The sequence below is a fragment of the Roseovarius marisflavi genome, from assembly GCF_900142625.1.
Lineage (GTDB): Bacteria > Pseudomonadota > Alphaproteobacteria > Rhodobacterales > Rhodobacteraceae > Roseovarius > Roseovarius marisflavi.
Window position 1 is genome coordinate 1 of the sequence record NZ_FRBN01000007.1, and the last position, 17,736, is coordinate 17,736.

The window sequence follows — 17,736 nt, forward strand, 5'->3', positions numbered from 1 at the left end:
CAAACAGGCCGGACACATGACTGCTTCTGACAAATGCACAAATCTGATCAAAAATGTCTTGCTATGCAGGAGCCATCCACACAAGACATTCGCTGCACCTGCTAAATGAAGAAATCGTCGAATTCACACATCGCGGACAACAGTGCATATTCTTGCCTTGATCAACTGCAAAGTATCAGCACATCCGCTATGCTAAACTTCCTTTTGAAGGCATTATCCCATGAGCGACAAAAATAGAAAACAACATTCTGATCCAGTTCGGGATTCGATCTCAATGGTGGGGCCCTACGCTCGAATCCGCGTCATTGTAGCGGTCCAGAAAGAACGCTTTCAGGGATAGCTCAATGCAATGTAAGCATAGCGTCATTACAGGCGGTGGTGCGGCAAGCTCATATCCGGGCAAAATCCCGACAGTCTTGTCAGCAGCGTCAGCGGCCTCAAAATTGAGTATCGCCAGATACTTGTAGTAGTTTGCCCTTGAGGTTTCACCCACGGGAAGAACTGTGATTACGATGACGTCCGACGTGAAAGCTCGGTGCAGGCCGTTTCCATTGCAGGGCGCAACCCGCGCTTGCCTGCGGTCTCAAGCCGAGCTTCGCCCGCGTAATCCAAACAAACCGCAAAGCGGCCTGCGCGAAGCGGTCCCTGGCGCGCCGCTCGACGATCAACGATCGGCGCTTTTCCATTTGACCGGGGTCACGTAAACCACGCTGTCATCAAGGCTGACCATGATATCGCCGTCCTGAATATTAACCTGAAGCTTCATCGAGCGAGCCGCCAGCTTACTCAGCTCGCTGGTGTCCGCCTCTGAAAAATTCATGACCTGAAGATTATCAAAACGGGTGGTGCTGTTCTTGATCTTCTCCCACCACATCCCGGCCGTCCGGCCGCCATAGCAATAAACAGCCACCTTGTCGGCTTTGCCGCAGGATTGACGCACAACCTTTTCGCTGGGAAGTCCCAGTGCCACCCACAACTCGAGCTCGTCACTCAGGCTTTTTTGCCAAATATCCGGCTCGTCATCCGTTGAAATGCCCTTGGTCATTTCCAATTGCTCATTGGCATTCAGGGCAAAGGCGAGAAGACGCACCATCAAGCGTTCATCGGTCTCTGACGGATGCTTGGCAACGGTCAGTTTATGGGTCTCATAATAGTGACGATCCATATCGGAAACAGAAAGTTCGACTTTATAAATAGTGGCTTTTTGCGCCATGATGTTTCCCAGGATTGCGAAGATAGGGATGCCTAGTGCGTCTGGTCACTTTGTGAAAGCAGATAAAGAAAGGCGCGCCAACAAATGCGCGGCCAAAGAGGTGGTGCCAAGCTGCCTGACGTATCAGGGCATGACATTTGCTGGTGTAAAGAGCCCCCCTTCGTGCCGCGCCTGACGGGCCGAACCGGAGCTGCGGGCATGCTGGATGTGGTGCTTCGCAACGCAGTCCTGCGCGACACCCCTAGGGTCACTTGACCCGCAATGTTGCAGGATAAGGGCCTTGAGACATAGGGCCCTCTGCGTAAAAACGCGCCGATGGCTGATTTGACCACCGGCGCGTCACAGTCTTGTGATCGCGCTTATTTACGCAATTCGGTCCAGATCGCCGTGTAATATTCCAACGCTTTGGGCGAACAGGTCGGAAGGAAATGACCAGAGGCCTTGAGATCTTCGGGGATCAGGATTTCGGGCGCGTCTTTCATATCATCGGGCATGAACGGGTCAGACCCCGAAATGCCATTGGCATAGCGCGCAAAGGCCGAGATCAGGCCAGCGTTCTCGGGCTCCATGATGAAGTTCAGGAACTGATAGGCCTCATCGACATTCCTGGCATCCGACAAAAGGGCAACCGAATCCATCCAGAGCGGAAAGCCCTCTCTGGGATAGCCGAACTTGACCTTGTCATTCTGTAGCCGTGCCCGGAACACCGCGCCGTTCCAATAGACCGAGGCCAGCATGTCGTTCGAGGCAAGCTTCGGCGTCGCTCCATAATCCATCGATTGCCATTTCGGCTTGGCCGCCATAAGCACATCGCGGGCCTTTTTCAAAACGGCCGTGTCCTCGGTGCAGGCCTCGCCCCCCACATACATCAGCGCCAGCGACAGTACGTCGTTCATCTCGGGCGCGACGTTGATCTTGCCCACAAGCTCTTCGGGCGGATCAAGGAAAATGGCCGAGGTATTGATGTCACCGGAGTAGGTGTCAGAATTGACAGCCATGCCAACCGAGCCCCACTGCCACGGCACGGTATAATTGCGGCCCGGATCCCAGGGCACATCGCGCCATTCGGGGGCAATATTGACGTGGTTGGGCAGTTTGGCGAGGTCCAGTTTCTGGATCAGGCCTTTCTCCACGTAAATCTGAATATAGTTTGCCGAGGGCACCACGAGGTCATAGCCGCCACCGCCGGCCTCGACCTTGGAAAGTGCGGTGTCGTTGCTGTCGTAATCGGTGACCGTGACCTTGATCCCGGTCTCGGCTTCGAATTTCTCAAGCAGTTCAGGATTGGTGTAATCCCCCCAGTTGAACAGCTGCAATTCTCCCTCGGCACTTGCGAAAGCCGTGCTTGCAAGCAACACCGCAGCTGCGGAAAGTAATTTCTTCATGGTCGTCTCCCGGTTGGTTATTATGGTTTGTTGTGGCTTTGGACGCCTCAGTCGCCCCGTCGTGTCAGCATGAAAAAGGCCGTCAGCATCACGACCGTCAGCCCGATCAATAGCGTAGAGATCGCATTGACCTCGACCGTCATGTTCCGTCGAATCTGGCCCAGCATGTAGGTTGGAAGCGTATCCTGTCCGGCGGACTTTACAAACAGAGAGATCACCACGTCATCGAGCGAGGTGATAAAGGCAAGCATCAGCCCGGCAATGATCGCCGGCATCAGAAGCGGCAGCGTCACGTGGCGGAAGGCCTGCCAGGGCGTTGCGTAAAGATCGGCGGCCGCAGTTTCGAGAGCAAGGTCCATCCCTTCAAGCCGTGCCCGTATCGGCAAATAGGCAAAGGGGATGCAAAACGCCGAATGCGCGATGATAAGATATCCCAACCCCTGATATCCCGTGGCGACTTTAATGAAGCCAAACAGGATCAAAAGGGCCACCGCGGTCACGATTTCGGGCACCATCAGGGGCTGATTTATCATCAGGTAAACAAAGGTCTGCCCGCCCGTGCGCTTGCGCCGCGTTGTGCCCAGGGCGGCCAAAACAGCGACGAAGGTAGAGATAAGCGCTGCAAACGTCGCGATTGTGAGGGATCTGAAGGTCGCATCCTTGACCTGTTCATTCGCCCATGCGCGCGGATACCACTGAAGCGAAAACCCTTCCCAAATCGCGGGCGATGGCCCGGCATTGAACGAAAACAACACCAAGAGGCCGATGGGCAGGTAAAGCATCACGAAGACCATGATCGCCAGGGTGGAAAAGCCCGGCAGGCGTGCAGCGGAAAATGTACGATCAGCCATGGCCATTGTCCCTGTTGGCAAAGCGGACATAAACCGCCAGTGCGACGGCAACGATGACCAGCAAGGTTACCGAAAGGGCCGCCCCGAGCGGCCAGTTGCGGCCTGCGCCGAACTGCAACTCGATGAAATTGCCGATCATCATATTGCGCCCGCCGCCAAGGATACGGGGCGTCACGAACGCGCCCAGAGAGGGAATGAACACCAGAATCGAGCCCGCGATCACGCCGGGCTTGACCACCGGGAACACGACATGGCGCAGCACCTGCCAGCGGCTGGCATAAAGATCATACGCGGCTTCGAGCAAGCGCATGTCAAACCGATCAAAGGCCGCGAAAAGCGGCAAGACCATAAGCGGAAGGTAAACATAGGTCATGCCCAGAAAGACCGCGAAATCGGTGTAGATGATCTGAATTGGGGTGTCGATCACGCCCAACCAAATCAGAAAGGTATTCAAGACACCCTCGTTGCGGATGATCTGGTTGATCGCAAAAGTCCGCACCAAGAGGTTAGTCCAGAACGGAATCGTGATCAGGAACAACAAGGCCGTGCGCATGCGCGCGCTGCGCGTGGCGATAAACCAGGCGGTCGGAAATCCAAAAACAAAGGCGAAAAGCGTGGTGTAAAGCGACAGTTTCACCGAGCGCCAGAAGATCGAAAGATGAGCATCGGCCAGCTTGTAGGTGCCATCAAAAATGTCGCGTGAATATAAAATTCCAACCCAGGCATCGGTTGAGAACACCCACTCCACATTGCCATATTTGCCCGGCTCCAAGAAGGAATAGATCAGGATAATGATCAGCGGGCCTGACGCGGCAATGATCAGCAAAAACAGCGCAGGGGCCGACAGCAACCAACTGGCGCGCCTGACCTTGCGATCTGCGGCCTGTTCGGCAGCGCTGCTCATTGGACCAACACCTGCAACGCCCCGGGCTCGAACCTGAGACCAACCGCGTCACCGCGCGCAAGCCCGATTTCGCCCGAGGGTGCGTTTTGCAGCCGGGCCACGATGTGCGTCCCGTCCCCAAGGCGCATGTGACAATGGGTGTCCGTGCCGAAATACACCGTCTCAACGATGGTCGCGGCCAGACAATTGGCCTCATCTGCGGCGCAGATAGTCACCTGTTCGGGCCGCACGGCAAAGGTCACCTCACCTGCATGGCCTGCCACATCGACCGAGAGGGCTTCGCCCGAAGAAAGCCGTGCCTTGCCTGCGTCTGCGCGGCCACTCAGGAAATTCGTTTCGCCAATGAAATCAGCCACGAACCGATCAACCGGCTGGTTGTAGATCTCGCGCGGTGCGCCGACCTGCAAGATCTTGCCCGAGTGCATCACCGCGATGCGGTCGGACATGGTCAGCGCCTCTTCCTGATCGTGGGTGACAAAAATAAAGGTGATCCCGGTCTCGGCCTGCAGGCGTTTCAGTTCTCGCTGCATTTCCTTGCGCAGTTTGAGATCAAGCGCCGAAAGCGGCTCGTCCAGCAGCAGTACGCGGGGTTGAGGGGCCAATGCGCGGGCAAGTGCGACGCGCTGTTGCTGACCGCCCGACAACTGTTGCGGCTTTCGCGAGGCAAGGCTTTCCAACTGCACAAGGGCAAGCATTTTTTCGATGGCCTGATGAACCTCGGCCTTGGGGCGGCCCATCATTTGCAAGCCAAAGCCGATGTTTTCCGCCACGCTAAGATGCGGGAACAAGGCATAACTCTGAAAGACCGTGTTGATCGGGCGCAGATTTGGCGGGTCGGCGGTTATATCCTGCCCGTCGAGCAAGATCTGACCGGCCGTTGGTGTTTCAAAGCCTGCAATGAGGCGCAAAAGGGTTGTCTTTCCGCATCCTGAAGGCCCGAGCAATGTAAAGAACTCGCCCTGATCAATGCGAACCGAAACCTCATTAAGGGCACGTACGGTCTGTGCTCCCGTGCCATAGTCTTTGCGCGCGGCGCGTGCTTCGACCGCTATTGTTTTGCCCAAAGCTGTCACTCCGATCCCTTTTCGTATCAGTTGAACCGATACCGCCCGAACTGGCAAGGGGGCCGAGCTTTTTGAAGCAATCGCAGGCATGCTGCGGATTAGAATGCATGCAGTTTGCCAAGCCATGCGTAGGGCGGCGGCAGGTCATCCCCTGCCCGGCCTGTGGCGATTACACCTCGGGGTTTGGCAGGCTCTCGAACGCAAGCTTGAGGGCATCGCCCCAACCATCGGAAATGGCGGCAAAATACGGGTCATCCGCCTCAATCCGCAGGATGTTGTCACATTTGAAACTGTCCGCGTCGTAAAAACACACATCCAGCGGAAGACCGACCGACAGATTGGCCTTGATGGTGGAATCAAAGCTGAGAAGCATCAATTTCATCGCATCGGCAAAGCTCATGTCCCGCTCATAGGCGCGCACAAGGATGGGGCGGCCATATTTGGTCTCGCCGATCTGGAAAAACGGCGTCTCGACGCTGGCCTCAATGAAATTGCCTTCGGGATAGATCAGGAAAAGCCGTGGCGGCCCGCCCTTGATCTGACCACCAAGGATCACCGTCGCGTTGAACCCGGAATCGGCGCGCTGACCGGTGCTGGCGTGGGTGTCGATCACCCCGCGCAGGGTCTCTGCGACAAGGCGCGCGGCCTGAAACATCGAAGGCACCGACAGGATCGAGGGATCGCGATCGTCATGCGCCTTGGTGCGTTCCTCAAGCAGGCTCACGACCGCCTGGGTGGTGGCAAGATTGCCCGCCGTCATCATGACAAGCGCGCGCTCGCCCGGCACATCGAAACGGTGCAGCTTGCGAAAGGTCGAAATATTGTCGACCCCGGCATTGGTGCGGGTGTCCGACATGAAAACGATCCCGCGATCAAGGACCAACCCGACACAATAGGTCACCTGCGCAACCCTTCCCTTACTGTTGCTGCGTCACCCTAAGCGACACATCCATGCTTTCCTCGGCCAGCCCATAGCGGTGCCCCACAATCGGCGCGGCCTCGGTGTAATCAAGGCCGGTCGCCACCCGCACATAGCGCGTATCGGGCGAAATCGCGTTCGAGACATCAAACCCGACCCAGCCCAATCCATCGACATGCGCCTCGGCCCAGGCATGGGTCGCGCTTTGCTCGTCCTGGCCATCCATCCGCAGATAACCCGAAACATAGCGCGCAGGAAGCCCCATTGCGCGCGCGCAGGCAATGAAGACATGCGCGTGATCCTGACACACCCCATGCCCGGCGGCGAGCGCATCCTCGGCATTCCAGGCGATCTCGGATTTGCCGGTCTCATAGGCAATCGCGCCATGGATGCGAGCCGATAGATCGTGCATCTTTTCCAGATCGCTATCGCCCTCGACCCTGCGCAGCAACTCGCGACAGCCTTTGCCCGCACGGGTATGCTCGGTCGTTTTTTGAAACAGCCAGAGCGGTGCAAGCCCCTGATGCACGCCAACCACCCCGGCGGCATCGCTCATCTCGACCACCCCTTCGGCACGCACGACAAGCTGTGTCACCTCGGGCTCAAAGCTGAACAGAATGACGTGGTTGCGGTGATGGTCGTCAAATTCCACCTGCTGCTGCCCGCCCTCAACGGTGATCTTCCAGTCTCGCACGACCTGACCGCGCGTCGGTTTCGGCGACAGTCGAATTTGCTGCACCCCGTAAGGCACCGGGGCGGAATAATCGTAGCGGGTCGTGTGTTTGATCAAAAGGCGCATGGCTTATCCGTAGAACCTGTAATCAATCTCGATCTGGTTGCTCAGCGCCGACAGGTTTTGCAGCACCTCCTGCACATATTCATGCAGCCCATACTCGAAAATCGCGTTGACATCATGGCTTAGAAACCGCCGACACATCGTATCGACCACCTGATGACAAGGCAGGCGCAGGTCATAATCGCTCGCCAGATACCTCAGGTTGTCGCGCAGCTTGCCGCAACAGAAATTAAGACTGCGCGGCATGCATTTGTCGAGGATCAGAAACTGCGCAATGCCGCGCGGGGTGACATCGGGGCCAATCGCCATGCGATACCCGCCTTCGGCACTGACCGAGCGCAGGATCGTATCCCATTGCACATTATCAAGCCGCGACCCGACCGCGGCGGCCGAGGGCAACAGCACATAATATTTCACGTCCAGAATGCGCGCGGTATTGTCGGCGCGCTCGATAAAGGTGCCGATGCGCACGAAATCGTAAATCTCGTTGCGCAGCATGGTGCCGTGAATGGCGCCCCGCACCAACGCGCTGCGCTCGCGCACCAGCGCCAGCACTTTGGGCAGATCGCGGTCGCGCACCTTGCGCGCCATCGCGTCGCGTAACATCATCCAGCACGAATTGACCGCCTCCCATGCCTCGTGGGTGAGGGCCGTGCGCACCAGCCGCGCGTTCTGGCGCGCCTGCCCCACCACCGACAGAACAGAGGCCGGGTTGTCAGGATCGCGCAGCATCCAGTCGATCGCAAGATCGGCCGTCACCTCGCCGTGTTTCTCGCCGTAACCCTGCGACATCGCCCCGGCCTGCAACACCGACATCCAGTCATCCGCGCCGCTTCCGGCACGGGTCAGCGCGATGCGCTGACCGGTCTCGATCATCCGCGCGGTATTCTCCGAGCGTTCAAGCAGACGCGCCATCCAAAACAGGCCACCGGCGGTTTTTCCAAGCATCACTTAATCCTCCAGCACCCAGGTGTCCTTGGTGCCCCCGCCCTGCGACGAATTCACCACAAGCGAGCCCTTCTTCATCGCCACCCGCGTCAGACCGCCGGGGGTGACCTGAATGCCGTCTTTCGACATCAGCACGAACGGGCGCAGATCGACATGGCGCGGCGCAAGCCCGGCCTTGGTAAAGACCGGCACGGTTGACAGGCTAAGGGTGGGTTGCGCGATGTAATTGGCCGGGCGCGCCCGCAACTTGCGCTCGAATTCCTTCAGTTCTTTCTTGCTCGCCGCCGGGCCGATCAGCATGCCATAGCCGCCCGATCCGTGCACCTCTTTGACAACGAGGTCGGAAAGGTGCGCCAGCACGTAATCAAGGCTTTCCTTCTCGCTGCACCGCCAGGTCGGCACGTTCTGTAAAATGGGGCGCTCGCCGGTATAGAATTCGACGATCTCGGGCATATAGCTATAGATCGCCTTGTCGTCGGAAATCCCGGTGCCGGGCGCATTGGCGATGGTGATCCCGCCGGCGCGGTAAACATCCATGATGCCGGGCACGCCAAGCGCCGAGTCGGGGTTGAAATTCAGCGGATCAAGAAAGTCGTCATCGACCCGGCGATAAAGCACATCAATCGGGCGATAGCCGCGCGTGGTGCGCATCGCCACGCGCCCGTCCACCACCCGCAGGTCGTGCCCCTCGACAAGCTCGACCCCCATCTTGTCGGCCAGAAACGCGTGTTCGTAATAGGCCGAGTTGTAAATCCCCGGCGTCAGAACCGCGACCGTCGGCGTGCCGTCACACCCCTCGGGCGCCGAGGCCGCCAGCGACCGGCGCAGGTTGCGCGGATAATCCGAGACCGGACGCACCCGCGTCTTGCTGAACAGCTCGGGAAACATCCGCAACATGGTCTCGCGGTTTTCCAGCATATAGCTCACCCCCGAAGGCGTGCGGGCATTGTCCTCAAGCACGAAAAACTCGTCCGGGCCAGTGCGCACAAGGTCGATCCCGGTGATATGGGTATAGATACCGCCGGGTGGCATGACCCCGATCATCTGGGGCAGAAACGCCTCGTTGTTGGCAATCATCTCGCGCGGCACACGGCCCGCGCGCAGAATTTCCTGCCGGTGATAGATGTCATGCAGAAACGCGTTGATCGCGCGCACCCTTTGTTCGATCCCGCGCTCAAGGCGTTGCCATTCGCGACCGTCGATAATGCGCGGAATGATGTCAAACGGGATAAGCCGCTCTTCGGCCTCGGACCGCCCATAGACATTAAAGGTGATCCCGGTCAGACGAAAAAGGTCTTCGGCCTCGCGTTGCTTGGCGCGAAGCCGGGCCGCGTCTTCCTGACCCAACCAGCCATCAAAGGTCTCATAGGGCCGACGAACCGCCCCGTCATGACCATGCATCTCATCAAACATATCCATGTTTTCATGCTTTCCCTGTGTCCTCGCGCGCACAATGCTGATGTGCTGAACAAAGAATGAACCCACGGGTTTTTGCCCCTTTGAAACGCGCAGACGCACAAAAAAAGGGCGTTTCGCATGGGTTTGCAGCAGAGGACTCGTCCAAATGCCGTTTTTTTGAGGATGCCCCCCCCGAGGGCACGCTCAAAAGAAACGCGGGCCTCGTGGCCCCTCCTCACGCCGCCGGATCTCAGGGGCAAAATGCGCCGAGTCCTGCAAGAGGCGCGCAAAAATTGTCCGTTTCTGGGCTGAGAGTGCTTGAAATAGCCCCCTATTCCTGCGTTTTCTCGCCTGGAGCTGAAAAAGTTTGGGCTGAAATGGCCGGGGCGTGATCTTTGCCCCAAAGCCCGACCCGGGGATCATGAGCATTGGGGCATCCATGCCAGAGAAAATGAGCGGACCGTGAAAAAACCTGCTGCGGAGTTGCGCGTTGATTTTGTGAAAGGGGCGGTGGCACACCGGCTGCGGTTTGGTGGCGGGCGCGGTCAAGCCCTGGCCAAAGCCATGGGGCTGCGTGCCGGCAAAACGCCAATGATTATTGATGCAACCGCCGGCTTGGGCCGCGACTCTTTTCTTTTGGCGTCGCTAGGCGCGCAAGTGATATTGATCGAGAGGTCAGATACCATGCATGCGCTCTTGGCGGATGGCATGGAACGGGCCGCAAGAGAGGGTGGCGAATTTCAGGACATTATCAGCCGCATGACCCTTTTGAAGGGCGACGCCAAGGATTTGCTGCCTGAACTGTCGGGGGACGCGGTATTGATTGATCCAATGCATCCGCCGCGTAAAAATTCAGCGCTGGTTAAGCAGGAGTTGCGTCAGGTCCGCGAGATCGTCGGAACCGATGATGATGCCGTTGATCTGGTGCGAGTCGCGCTCAGGCATGCACGTAATCGTGTCGTTCTAAAGTGGCCCGCCAAGGCTGATCCAATGGAAGGACTTAGGGCCTGCAGTCACCAAATTTGCGGAAAAACAACGCGGTATGATGTTTTCATGACAGGATAAGGAACGCCTCGCGCCGCAACTGTTTAGCCCCCTGGCACTCTCAACCCTAAGCAGACACGGTTCCAGAGATTACACGCTGCGTTGCGGTCAACGGAAGCGGATCAGGGCAGCAAAAACACAGGCGCTGGCCGGATCGCGACTTTGACCGAGGCTGACATCAAAATCTCAATAGAAAATCGTGGCCCTTGATCTCGCTGTCTCAGTACGTTTGGGTGCCGGTCTTTGCAGGTGAGCCTTGGCATTTTGTTTGCGTTTTGTCGGAAGTGATATGAAAGAACACGCAACATGACGATGCCGCATGCAACAGATTTTCCAACAAAATAAAACCATTAGAGGGACCGCGCAACACTCTGAAATTTTCAACAGATATCTGGACGGCTAAGGTCTTACCATTGCACAGCGCCCGCGCTATGGCCCTGGCTGGGACAGTGTGATTTCATCGTAAGGCGGTTTATCGTTCGCTAGTAATTCTGCGCGCGCCGGATTTTGGTCATCCGGCCCTCTTCGGCGATGGCGCCGCCAAGCGTGGTCACGCCCTTGGCCTTGAGCAATTCGAGCATATGCACAAACACCTCTGCCGTCGCCAGAGTGTCGCCCATGGCGGTATGGCGTGCCTCTGGCGGGATGGTGATGCCAAAGCGATCGCAGAGCGCATCCAGCGTATGCGAGCCCGTGTGATCGAACAGCCCCGCCGACATCAGCACCGTGCAGAGCACCGGATTGTCAAAGCGGCGCGCGATCACCTCTTCCTTGAGCCGCAAAAACGCCAGATCGAAGGGCGCGTTATGGGCCACCAGAACCGCACCCTTGCAAAAATCGTGAAACCGCTGCCCAGCCTGCGTGATGTCCGGCGCATCCACCACCATATCGTCAGAGATATGATGCACCCGCGTCGAGGCCGCAGGAATGGCGCGCCCCGGATTGACCAGCGTGTCAAAGGTCTCGCCGCGCAGGACACGGCCATTGACGATACGAATGCCCGCGATCTGGACAATCTCGTCGCCGCCGCGTGGCGACAGGCCGGTGGTTTCGGTGTCAAACACCACGAACGACAGGTCCGCCAGCGCCCGCTCTGCCAGATCGCCGAGCGGCGCGTCGGGCAGGTTGAAATCGTAAAACTCGGGGCGGGTATCGCCGGGGCCAAGCGGCGGCGCGCCCGAGACCAACGGAAGAACGATACGGTGACCGCCGGCGGTCGGTTCGCACCACAGATCGCTTTGATGCCCGCTCAAGGCATCGCGGCTGGTGTAATCGCCGTAGGCGGTCGATAGCGGCGCCTCAAGCAGATCGGCGATTTCGCCGTCATTGGCCGCCGGTCCCTGCCAGCCAAGGATAAGACGGGTCTCTTCGCCCTCGACCTCGGCAGAGAGTGCAAGATCGTGGCGCTCGCCCGCGGCACTTAGCCCGGCGATCACCTGCGCCAGAAGGCTGGTGATGGCAAAGCCGTCACAGATCAGCGTCGCGTCGGTCTCTATGCGCTTGATCGGCACCTCCACCTGCGCGCTGAGCCCGTCAAAAATATGCGAGACCGCCACCGGCGACATCGGCCAGCGCCGCGATTTGGCGGCCGAGTGGCGCTTACCCATATCGCCAAGACAGGCAAAGAGCCGCCCGACCTCATCCTCGATCCCCTTGCGAAAGCGCGCGCGGGTTTCGGGCGGCAAATCATCGCCCGATTGCAGCACTTCCAGAAGCGCACCGATGGTCGCGGCGGGGCGGCGCACGCCCTCAAGCAGGCTGTTGAACAGGTGGTCGTGATGGGCATGCGCGCTCAGGTCATCGGTGGCATCGCGAAAGATAAGCACATGCCCGCTCAGCTCTTCATCCGACAGGATCGGGCTGACCCGGCCAAGCAAAAAGCGCGTGCCATCGGCACTGGCGGCCAGAAATGTCTCGGCGCCGACCCGGCCTTGAATGCGGGCCTCTTGCATGCGTGTCAGGGCGTCGATCACCGGCTCTGGGCGCAGGAAATCCGCCAGCGGGCGGTCAAGGCCGATCTCGCCCAAAAGCTCTTGCGCCATGCGGTTATAAAGCATCACGCGGTTGTCGGGCGTGGCCACCACCGCGCCTTCGCCAAGGTCGCGAAACAGCGCCTCGAACAGGGCCTTTTCGCGCATGATCCGCGCGGTTTCGCGCTCGATTGCGCGTTGGCGGGCGGCGCGGGCCTCACTGAGGGCGGCGTTGATCGCATTGGCGGCGGGGGCCAGCGTGCTCAGGTGTCTGGCCTGAGCCTCGTCAATGTCAAGATCGACATCGGCGCGCGCCCGCGTGGTGAGGTCCGAGGCCAGCGCCAGAATGGGCTTGGCGACGTTTTCGTCAAACAACAGCCCGATCCAGGCGGCAAGGCCCAACAGGCCAAGCGAGGCGACAAGACCGCCCACGATATAGCCCTGCACCGAACCGCCCGCGCGCGAATGGCCAAACCAGAGCGCACCGGCGATGATCGCCACCCCGCCAAGCCCGAGGGCGGCAAAGAAAAGTGCAAAGCGCAGGCGCAACCCCAACCGTTCAGCCATCGTCGGAGCCGTTCAGCAATTGCCCGATCTGCGAGGTGAGATCGCGCGTGGCGAAGGGTTTGGTCATGAACGCATCCGCCCCCACCGCCAGCCCCTTGCGCCGCTCGATCTCGCCGCCACCGGCGGTCATCATCAGCACCTTGATATCCCGAAGCGCGGCATCGTTGCGGATCATCTGACAGATTTCATAGCCCGAGCGCTCTGGCAGCATCACGTCAAGCACCACCAGATCGGGGGGATCTTCGGACAGGGCCGCAAGGGCCGCATTGCCGGTTGCGACGCGGCGCAAGCGGTATCCTTCACGCCCCAGAAGATGCTCCAAGGCCAGCGCGATATTGTCCTCATCCTCGACCAGTAAAACCGATTTTCGGGACATGGGCGGGCCTCCTCCTGATGGCTTAGTGACGCGTCATTTGGCGCAGAGCGCGGCGATCAGCGGGTCGCTGGCATCCACCTCGCGCCAGATCGCGGCGGCGGGATCAACCAGCGCGCCCTCGGTGAGGTCAGCGCGCGCCGTGGTGGTGCAATTGACCAACTGCGGGCGTTTGGCGGGCGGTGTCCAGCGGGCAAAGAAATAGAGATCGGCCAGCTGCACATCGGGGGCGTCCGGGTTGGTCTGTACGCCCGCGCGATCAAGCGCCATGATCCGCGTGGTTTGCGGCACGACATAAGTCCAGGGTTTCCAGGGGCGGGTTTCGGTCACGCTCACCAGAACCTCGACCCCCTCGGGCAGGCCGGCCGTGGTGCGCCCGGCCCAGGAATATTCCGACCAGACCGCATAGCCAAGCATCGCCGCCCCCGCCGCGACGGGAATGGACCAGCGCGGCAGGCGCCCGCCGCTCAGGTGCCCGGCGACAAGGGCCAGACCAGCGGCGCAAATGCCTGCGGCGAATGTGGCGATCAGTTCAAAAAACATGTGTTATCCCGGTGTTCCGCGGCTCTGTTGCAGGGCCGATTGCATTGTCTTGACCACCATAAACGCATCGCGCAGGTGGGTGCGCTCTAATTCTGACAAATCCGACGGCGTCATGAAATTGTCGGGTGCCCGCCCTGCCCTGATCTGGCTCGCCTGATGGCGCAGACGGGTCTCGGCGATAAGGTCATAGGCATCCAGAAGATCGCGCGCGCCGCTCTCGGAAATCACGTGACCGGCGCGTGCGCCCTCGATCCGGTCGCGGGTGCCCGCCACCTCAAGCTCGCCCAAAAGCGCATAGATCCGCCCCAGATCGACCACCGGCACAACCCCGGAATGCTTGAGATCAATGGTGTTCTTGTGCTCGCCTGAGCGGATCAGGGCAAAGCCGCGAAATAGACCCAACGGCACCGTATGTTTCAAAGAGTTCGAGATCATATGCGCCACGAAGATCGAGTTCTTGCGCGCCTGTGTCAGAACCTCGTTTTGCAGGTCGTCAAACAGCGCGGCCTCACCCGAAATGGGGCGCAGATCGAACATCACCGAGGCCAGCATTTGCGCCTCGTTGTCGGGTTGTCTGATCCAGCCCGCGAAATACTCGCGCCAGACGCGGCGGGGCTGGCGCCACTTGGGGTTGGTGGCCATCATGTCGCCCGGACAATAGACAAAGCCGCAGGCATCAAGCCCGTCCGAGACAAACTTGGCGAGGGCGGCGAAATAGGTGTCATGCTCGGGCAGAACCGCATCACCGAGGATAAGACAGTTGTCCTGATCCGAAACGCCGGTCTGCTCGCGCCGTCCCTGGCTGCCGCAGGCGGCCCAGAGATAGGGCACGGGCGGCGCGCCCAACTCGGCCTCGGCCAGATGCAACAGGCGGCGGGTGATCGCGTCGGTGATATCGGTGATCCGGCGGGTGATCGACTGCGGTCGCGCGCCACCATGCACCAGTTGCGCCAAAAGGCTTGGCACGCGTTCCATCACCTGCGCCATGTCCTCGGGCGTATCGGCATGGGCGATATCGGCGACCATGTGGCTGGCGGTGGCGGCTTGCTGGCGAAAGAGGTCGGTCTTGCCGATCATCCCTACCACGCGGCCGTTTTGCGCCACCGGCAGGTGATTGACCCCAAGCTCAGACAGCTTCATCAGCGCATCAAGCCCAAGCTGGTTGGGCGCGATGGTGACCGGATCGGGCGTCATGATCTGCGACACCGGCACCGCCCCGGTCAGGCCCTCGGCCAGCACCTTGTTGGTCAGGTCATGCGCGGTGATGATCCCAGCAAGCCGCTCGCCCTGCATCACCACGACCGAAGAAATCACGTGATCGCGCATCAGGCGCGCCACATCGGTGATCGTCGCCCCGGGCGCACAGGTGATCGGCGTCTGCGCCATCATGTCAGAGACCTGAAGCGCCGTGAGACCGGTGGCATAGGGGCCGTCGTCGGACGTGCCCGCCGAGGGGCGCGCGCGCTCGAACCATTGGCTGATTTCGGGCGAGCGTTCCATCAGGTCAAGAAACTGCGCCTTGGGGATCACCACAAGGCGGCTCGGCTCGACCGCGCGGGCGGTGAGCATGGCATTGCCATCGCGCAACAACCCGCGCTCGCCCATGATGTCGCCGATACCGCGCCGCGACACAAGGTCGGCATGGCCGGTCTCGATATCAAGCGCACCGCTTTCAACCACGTAAAGCCCGGCCAGCGGGGCGCCCTTTTGGAACAGAAGCTCGCCGGTGGCGATCTCTACCATCGCCAGATGCGGGCCAAGCTCTGCGCGCAGCGCATCGGGCAGCGCGTTGAACGGCGCATGGCGCGTCAGCGCCTCAAGCGGGTCGGGTCTGGGATCACTCATCGGGTCAGTATCCCTTTTGTTTCGTCAGGAAATCCATCTAAAAGCGCCCGTTGTCCGGAAATATCGGGGGCGTGTCGGAAAGGACGGGGGCGACAGATGCCGCCCCCGCCGAAGTGTTTAGTGATCGGTCGCGGCACCCGCGCCTTTGGGCACGCGCACGCTTTCCACAAGATCCTTGATCTCTTGCGGGGTTTCCTTGGTCATGCTTGCCACAACATAGGCCACGGTGAAGTTGATCATCGCGCCGACTGCACCGAAGGAGGTCGACTTGATCGTGCCAAGAAGAGGGTCCGCATCGGTGAAGCTGTTGGTGTCAGGAATGAAGAACCACCCCTTGTGCAGGAAGATATAGACCAGCGTGACGATCAGACCGGCGAGCATGCCGGCAACCGCGCCGTGATTGTTGATCTTGGTCGAGAAGATCCCCATCATCAGCGCCGGGAAGATCGACGCCGCCGCCAGACCAAAGGCCAGAGCAACCGTTTGCGCCGCAAAACCCGGAGGGTTGAGGCCAAGATAGGTGGCCACGACGATCGCAACACCCATGGCAACACGGGCCGCCATCAGTTCGCTTTTCTCCGAGATATTCGGGTTCAGCTGACCTTTGATAAGGTCATGGCTGACCGCCGAAGAGATCGCCAGCAAAAGACCCGCCGCCGTTGACAGGGCCGCCGCAAGGCCACCCGCGGCAACAAGGCCGATCACCCAGCCGGGAAGGTTGGCAATCTCGGGGTTGGCAAGCACGAGGATGTCACGGTTGAACTTTGTAAGTTCGTTGCCGGTCCAGCCATTGGCCGCCGCTTTTTCCTGCATGGCAGCGTTGGCATCGTTATAGTACTGGATGCGGCCGTCGCCATTCTTGTCTTCCCAATCGAGCAGGCCGGTTTTCTGCCAGGTCTGCATCCAGTCGTACTTGGGATTGTTTGCGATGTCTTCGACCGAAACGGCCTGTGCGTCGGTGCCATTGGGCCACATCAGCTCGGTGATGTTAAGGCGGGCCATGGCGCCCACAGCCGGGGCCGTGAGGTAAAGCAGCGCAATAAAGACAAGCGCCCAGCCAGCGGACCAACGGGCATCCGCCACGCGCGGCACGGTGAAGAAGCGCATGATGACGTGCGGCAGACCCGCCGTACCGATCATCAGCGACAGCGTGAACAGAACCATGTTCAGCGTGTCGGAGTGGTGTGTCGTATACTCGTTAAAGCCCAGCTCGCGCACGATCTGGTCAAGCTTGGCCAAAAGCGGTTCGCCGCTGGCGACGTGATCCCCAAACAGGCCAAGCGCCGGAACCGGGTTGCCGGTCAGCTGCAGCGAGATGAAGATCGCCGGAATGGTATAGGCCATGATCAACACGACATATTGCGCAACCTGCGTATAGGTCACACCTTTCATGCCGCCGAAAACCGCATAGGCAAACACCACACATGCACCGATCAAAAGACCGCTGGTGTTGGAGATTTCAAGAAAGCGGCCAAAGGCCACGCCAACGCCGGTCATCTGGCCGATCACATAGGTGGTCGAGGCCACGATCAGACAGATCACGGCCACCATGCGGGCGGTCTTGGAGTAGAACCGGTCGCCGATGAACTCGGACACGGTGAACTTGCCGAACTTGCGCAGATAAGGCGCAAGCAGCAGAGCCAGCAGAACGTAACCGCCGGTCCAGCCCATCAGGAAGGTCGAGTTGTCATAGCCGGTAAAGGCAATGAGGCCAGCCATCGAAATGAACGAGGCCGCCGACATCCAGTCAGCCGCTGTCGCCATGCCGTTGGTGACCGGGTGAACGCCGCGACCGGCGGCGTAGAATTCACTGGTCGAGCCTGCGCGCGCCCAGATTGCGATGCCGATGTAGAGAGCGAAAGACGCGCCCACAAACAGCAGGTTGAGTGTAAACTGATCCATTGTGCCTGTCCCTG

Annotated in this window: 16 protein-coding genes; 2 read left to right on the top strand and 14 right to left on the bottom strand. The window is 59.7% G+C overall.

Going from position 1 to position 17,736, the window contains the following annotated elements; all coding sequences use genetic code 11:
• Nucleotides 1–664: 664 nt before the first annotated feature.
• Nucleotides 665–1,213 (bottom strand): YaeQ family protein, encoded by a 549-nt coding sequence (locus BUB78_RS08165; protein WP_073196949.1) that lies wholly within the window; start codon nt 1,211–1,213, stop codon nt 665–667.
• Between the two features lie 84 nt (nt 1,214–1,297).
• Between BUB78_RS08165 and BUB78_RS20675 the strand changes: the two genes are divergently transcribed.
• Nucleotides 1,298–1,468: a hypothetical protein gene (locus tag BUB78_RS20675; RefSeq protein ID WP_170865039.1), complete on the top strand. Its 171-nt coding sequence runs from the start codon at nt 1,298–1,300 to the stop codon at nt 1,466–1,468.
• Between the two features lie 104 nt (nt 1,469–1,572).
• On the opposite strand, the gene BUB78_RS08170 is transcribed toward BUB78_RS20675, so the two are convergent.
• From BUB78_RS08170 to BUB78_RS08205, 8 genes are all read right to left on the bottom strand, one after another.
• On the bottom strand, nt 1,573–2,598 hold the full coding sequence (locus tag BUB78_RS08170; protein WP_073196951.1) for an extracellular solute-binding protein: 1,026 nt from the start codon (nt 2,596–2,598) through the stop codon (nt 1,573–1,575).
• A 47-nt stretch (nt 2,599–2,645) separates the two neighbouring features.
• Nucleotides 2,646–3,449: an ABC transporter permease gene (locus BUB78_RS08175; RefSeq protein WP_073197204.1), complete on the bottom strand. Its 804-nt coding sequence runs from the start codon at nt 3,447–3,449 to the stop codon at nt 2,646–2,648.
• Complete coding sequence (locus BUB78_RS08180) at nt 3,442–4,353, bottom strand: ABC transporter permease (protein ID WP_073196953.1); 912 nt, start codon at nt 4,351–4,353, stop codon at nt 3,442–3,444. Before BUB78_RS08180 ends, BUB78_RS08175 begins: the two co-directional genes overlap by 8 nt.
• A complete protein-coding gene (locus tag BUB78_RS08185; protein WP_073196955.1) occupies nt 4,350–5,417 on the bottom strand; it encodes an ABC transporter ATP-binding protein in 1,068 nt (355 codons plus the stop codon). The genes BUB78_RS08180 and BUB78_RS08185 overlap by 4 nt, the downstream gene beginning before the upstream one ends.
• A 169-nt stretch (nt 5,418–5,586) precedes the next feature.
• Nucleotides 5,587–6,318, bottom strand: a complete 732-nt coding sequence (locus tag BUB78_RS08190; protein WP_073196957.1) for a proteasome-type protease — start codon at nt 6,316–6,318, stop codon at nt 5,587–5,589.
• A gap of 16 nt (nt 6,319–6,334) precedes the next feature.
• Nucleotides 6,335–7,135: a transglutaminase family protein gene (locus BUB78_RS08195; RefSeq protein WP_073196959.1), complete on the bottom strand. Its 801-nt coding sequence runs from the start codon at nt 7,133–7,135 to the stop codon at nt 6,335–6,337.
• A gap of 3 nt (nt 7,136–7,138) precedes the next feature.
• Entirely contained in the window at nt 7,139–8,080 is a 942-nt protein-coding gene (locus BUB78_RS08200) for an alpha-E domain-containing protein (RefSeq protein ID WP_073196961.1), read from the bottom strand.
• A gap of 3 nt (nt 8,081–8,083) precedes the next feature.
• A complete protein-coding gene (locus BUB78_RS08205) occupies nt 8,084–9,499 on the bottom strand; it encodes a circularly permuted type 2 ATP-grasp protein (protein ID WP_073196963.1) in 1,416 nt (471 codons plus the stop codon).
• Between the two features lie 441 nt (nt 9,500–9,940).
• Here BUB78_RS08205 and BUB78_RS08215 point away from each other — a divergent pair, with 441 nt between their 5' ends.
• Nucleotides 9,941–10,543, top strand: a complete 603-nt coding sequence (locus tag BUB78_RS08215) for a class I SAM-dependent methyltransferase (RefSeq protein WP_073196967.1) — start codon at nt 9,941–9,943, stop codon at nt 10,541–10,543.
• A gap of 461 nt (nt 10,544–11,004) precedes the next feature.
• Here BUB78_RS08215 and BUB78_RS08220 read toward each other — a convergent pair whose 3' ends face one another.
• The 5 genes from BUB78_RS08220 to BUB78_RS08240 all read right to left on the bottom strand — a co-directional run bounded on the left by BUB78_RS08220 (nt 11,005) and on the right by BUB78_RS08240 (nt 17,722).
• The gene (locus tag BUB78_RS08220) at nt 11,005–13,059 is read right to left on the bottom strand and encodes an exonuclease domain-containing protein (protein ID WP_073196969.1); all 2,055 of its coding nucleotides are present in this window, start codon (nt 13,057–13,059) and stop codon (nt 11,005–11,007) included.
• A complete protein-coding gene (locus BUB78_RS08225) occupies nt 13,052–13,435 on the bottom strand; it encodes a response regulator transcription factor (protein WP_073196971.1) in 384 nt (127 codons plus the stop codon). The genes BUB78_RS08220 and BUB78_RS08225 overlap by 8 nt, the downstream gene beginning before the upstream one ends.
• A 33-nt stretch (nt 13,436–13,468) precedes the next feature.
• Complete coding sequence (locus BUB78_RS08230; protein ID WP_073196973.1) at nt 13,469–13,975, bottom strand: hypothetical protein; 507 nt, start codon at nt 13,973–13,975, stop codon at nt 13,469–13,471.
• 3 nt (nt 13,976–13,978) lie between these two features.
• Nucleotides 13,979–15,820 (bottom strand): DUF294 nucleotidyltransferase-like domain-containing protein, encoded by a 1,842-nt coding sequence (locus BUB78_RS08235; protein ID WP_073196975.1) that lies wholly within the window; start codon nt 15,818–15,820, stop codon nt 13,979–13,981.
• A 117-nt stretch (nt 15,821–15,937) separates the two neighbouring features.
• The gene (locus BUB78_RS08240; RefSeq protein ID WP_073196977.1) at nt 15,938–17,722 is read right to left on the bottom strand and encodes a sodium:solute symporter family protein; all 1,785 of its coding nucleotides are present in this window, start codon (nt 17,720–17,722) and stop codon (nt 15,938–15,940) included.
• Between the last annotated feature and the right edge of the window lie 14 nt (nt 17,723–17,736).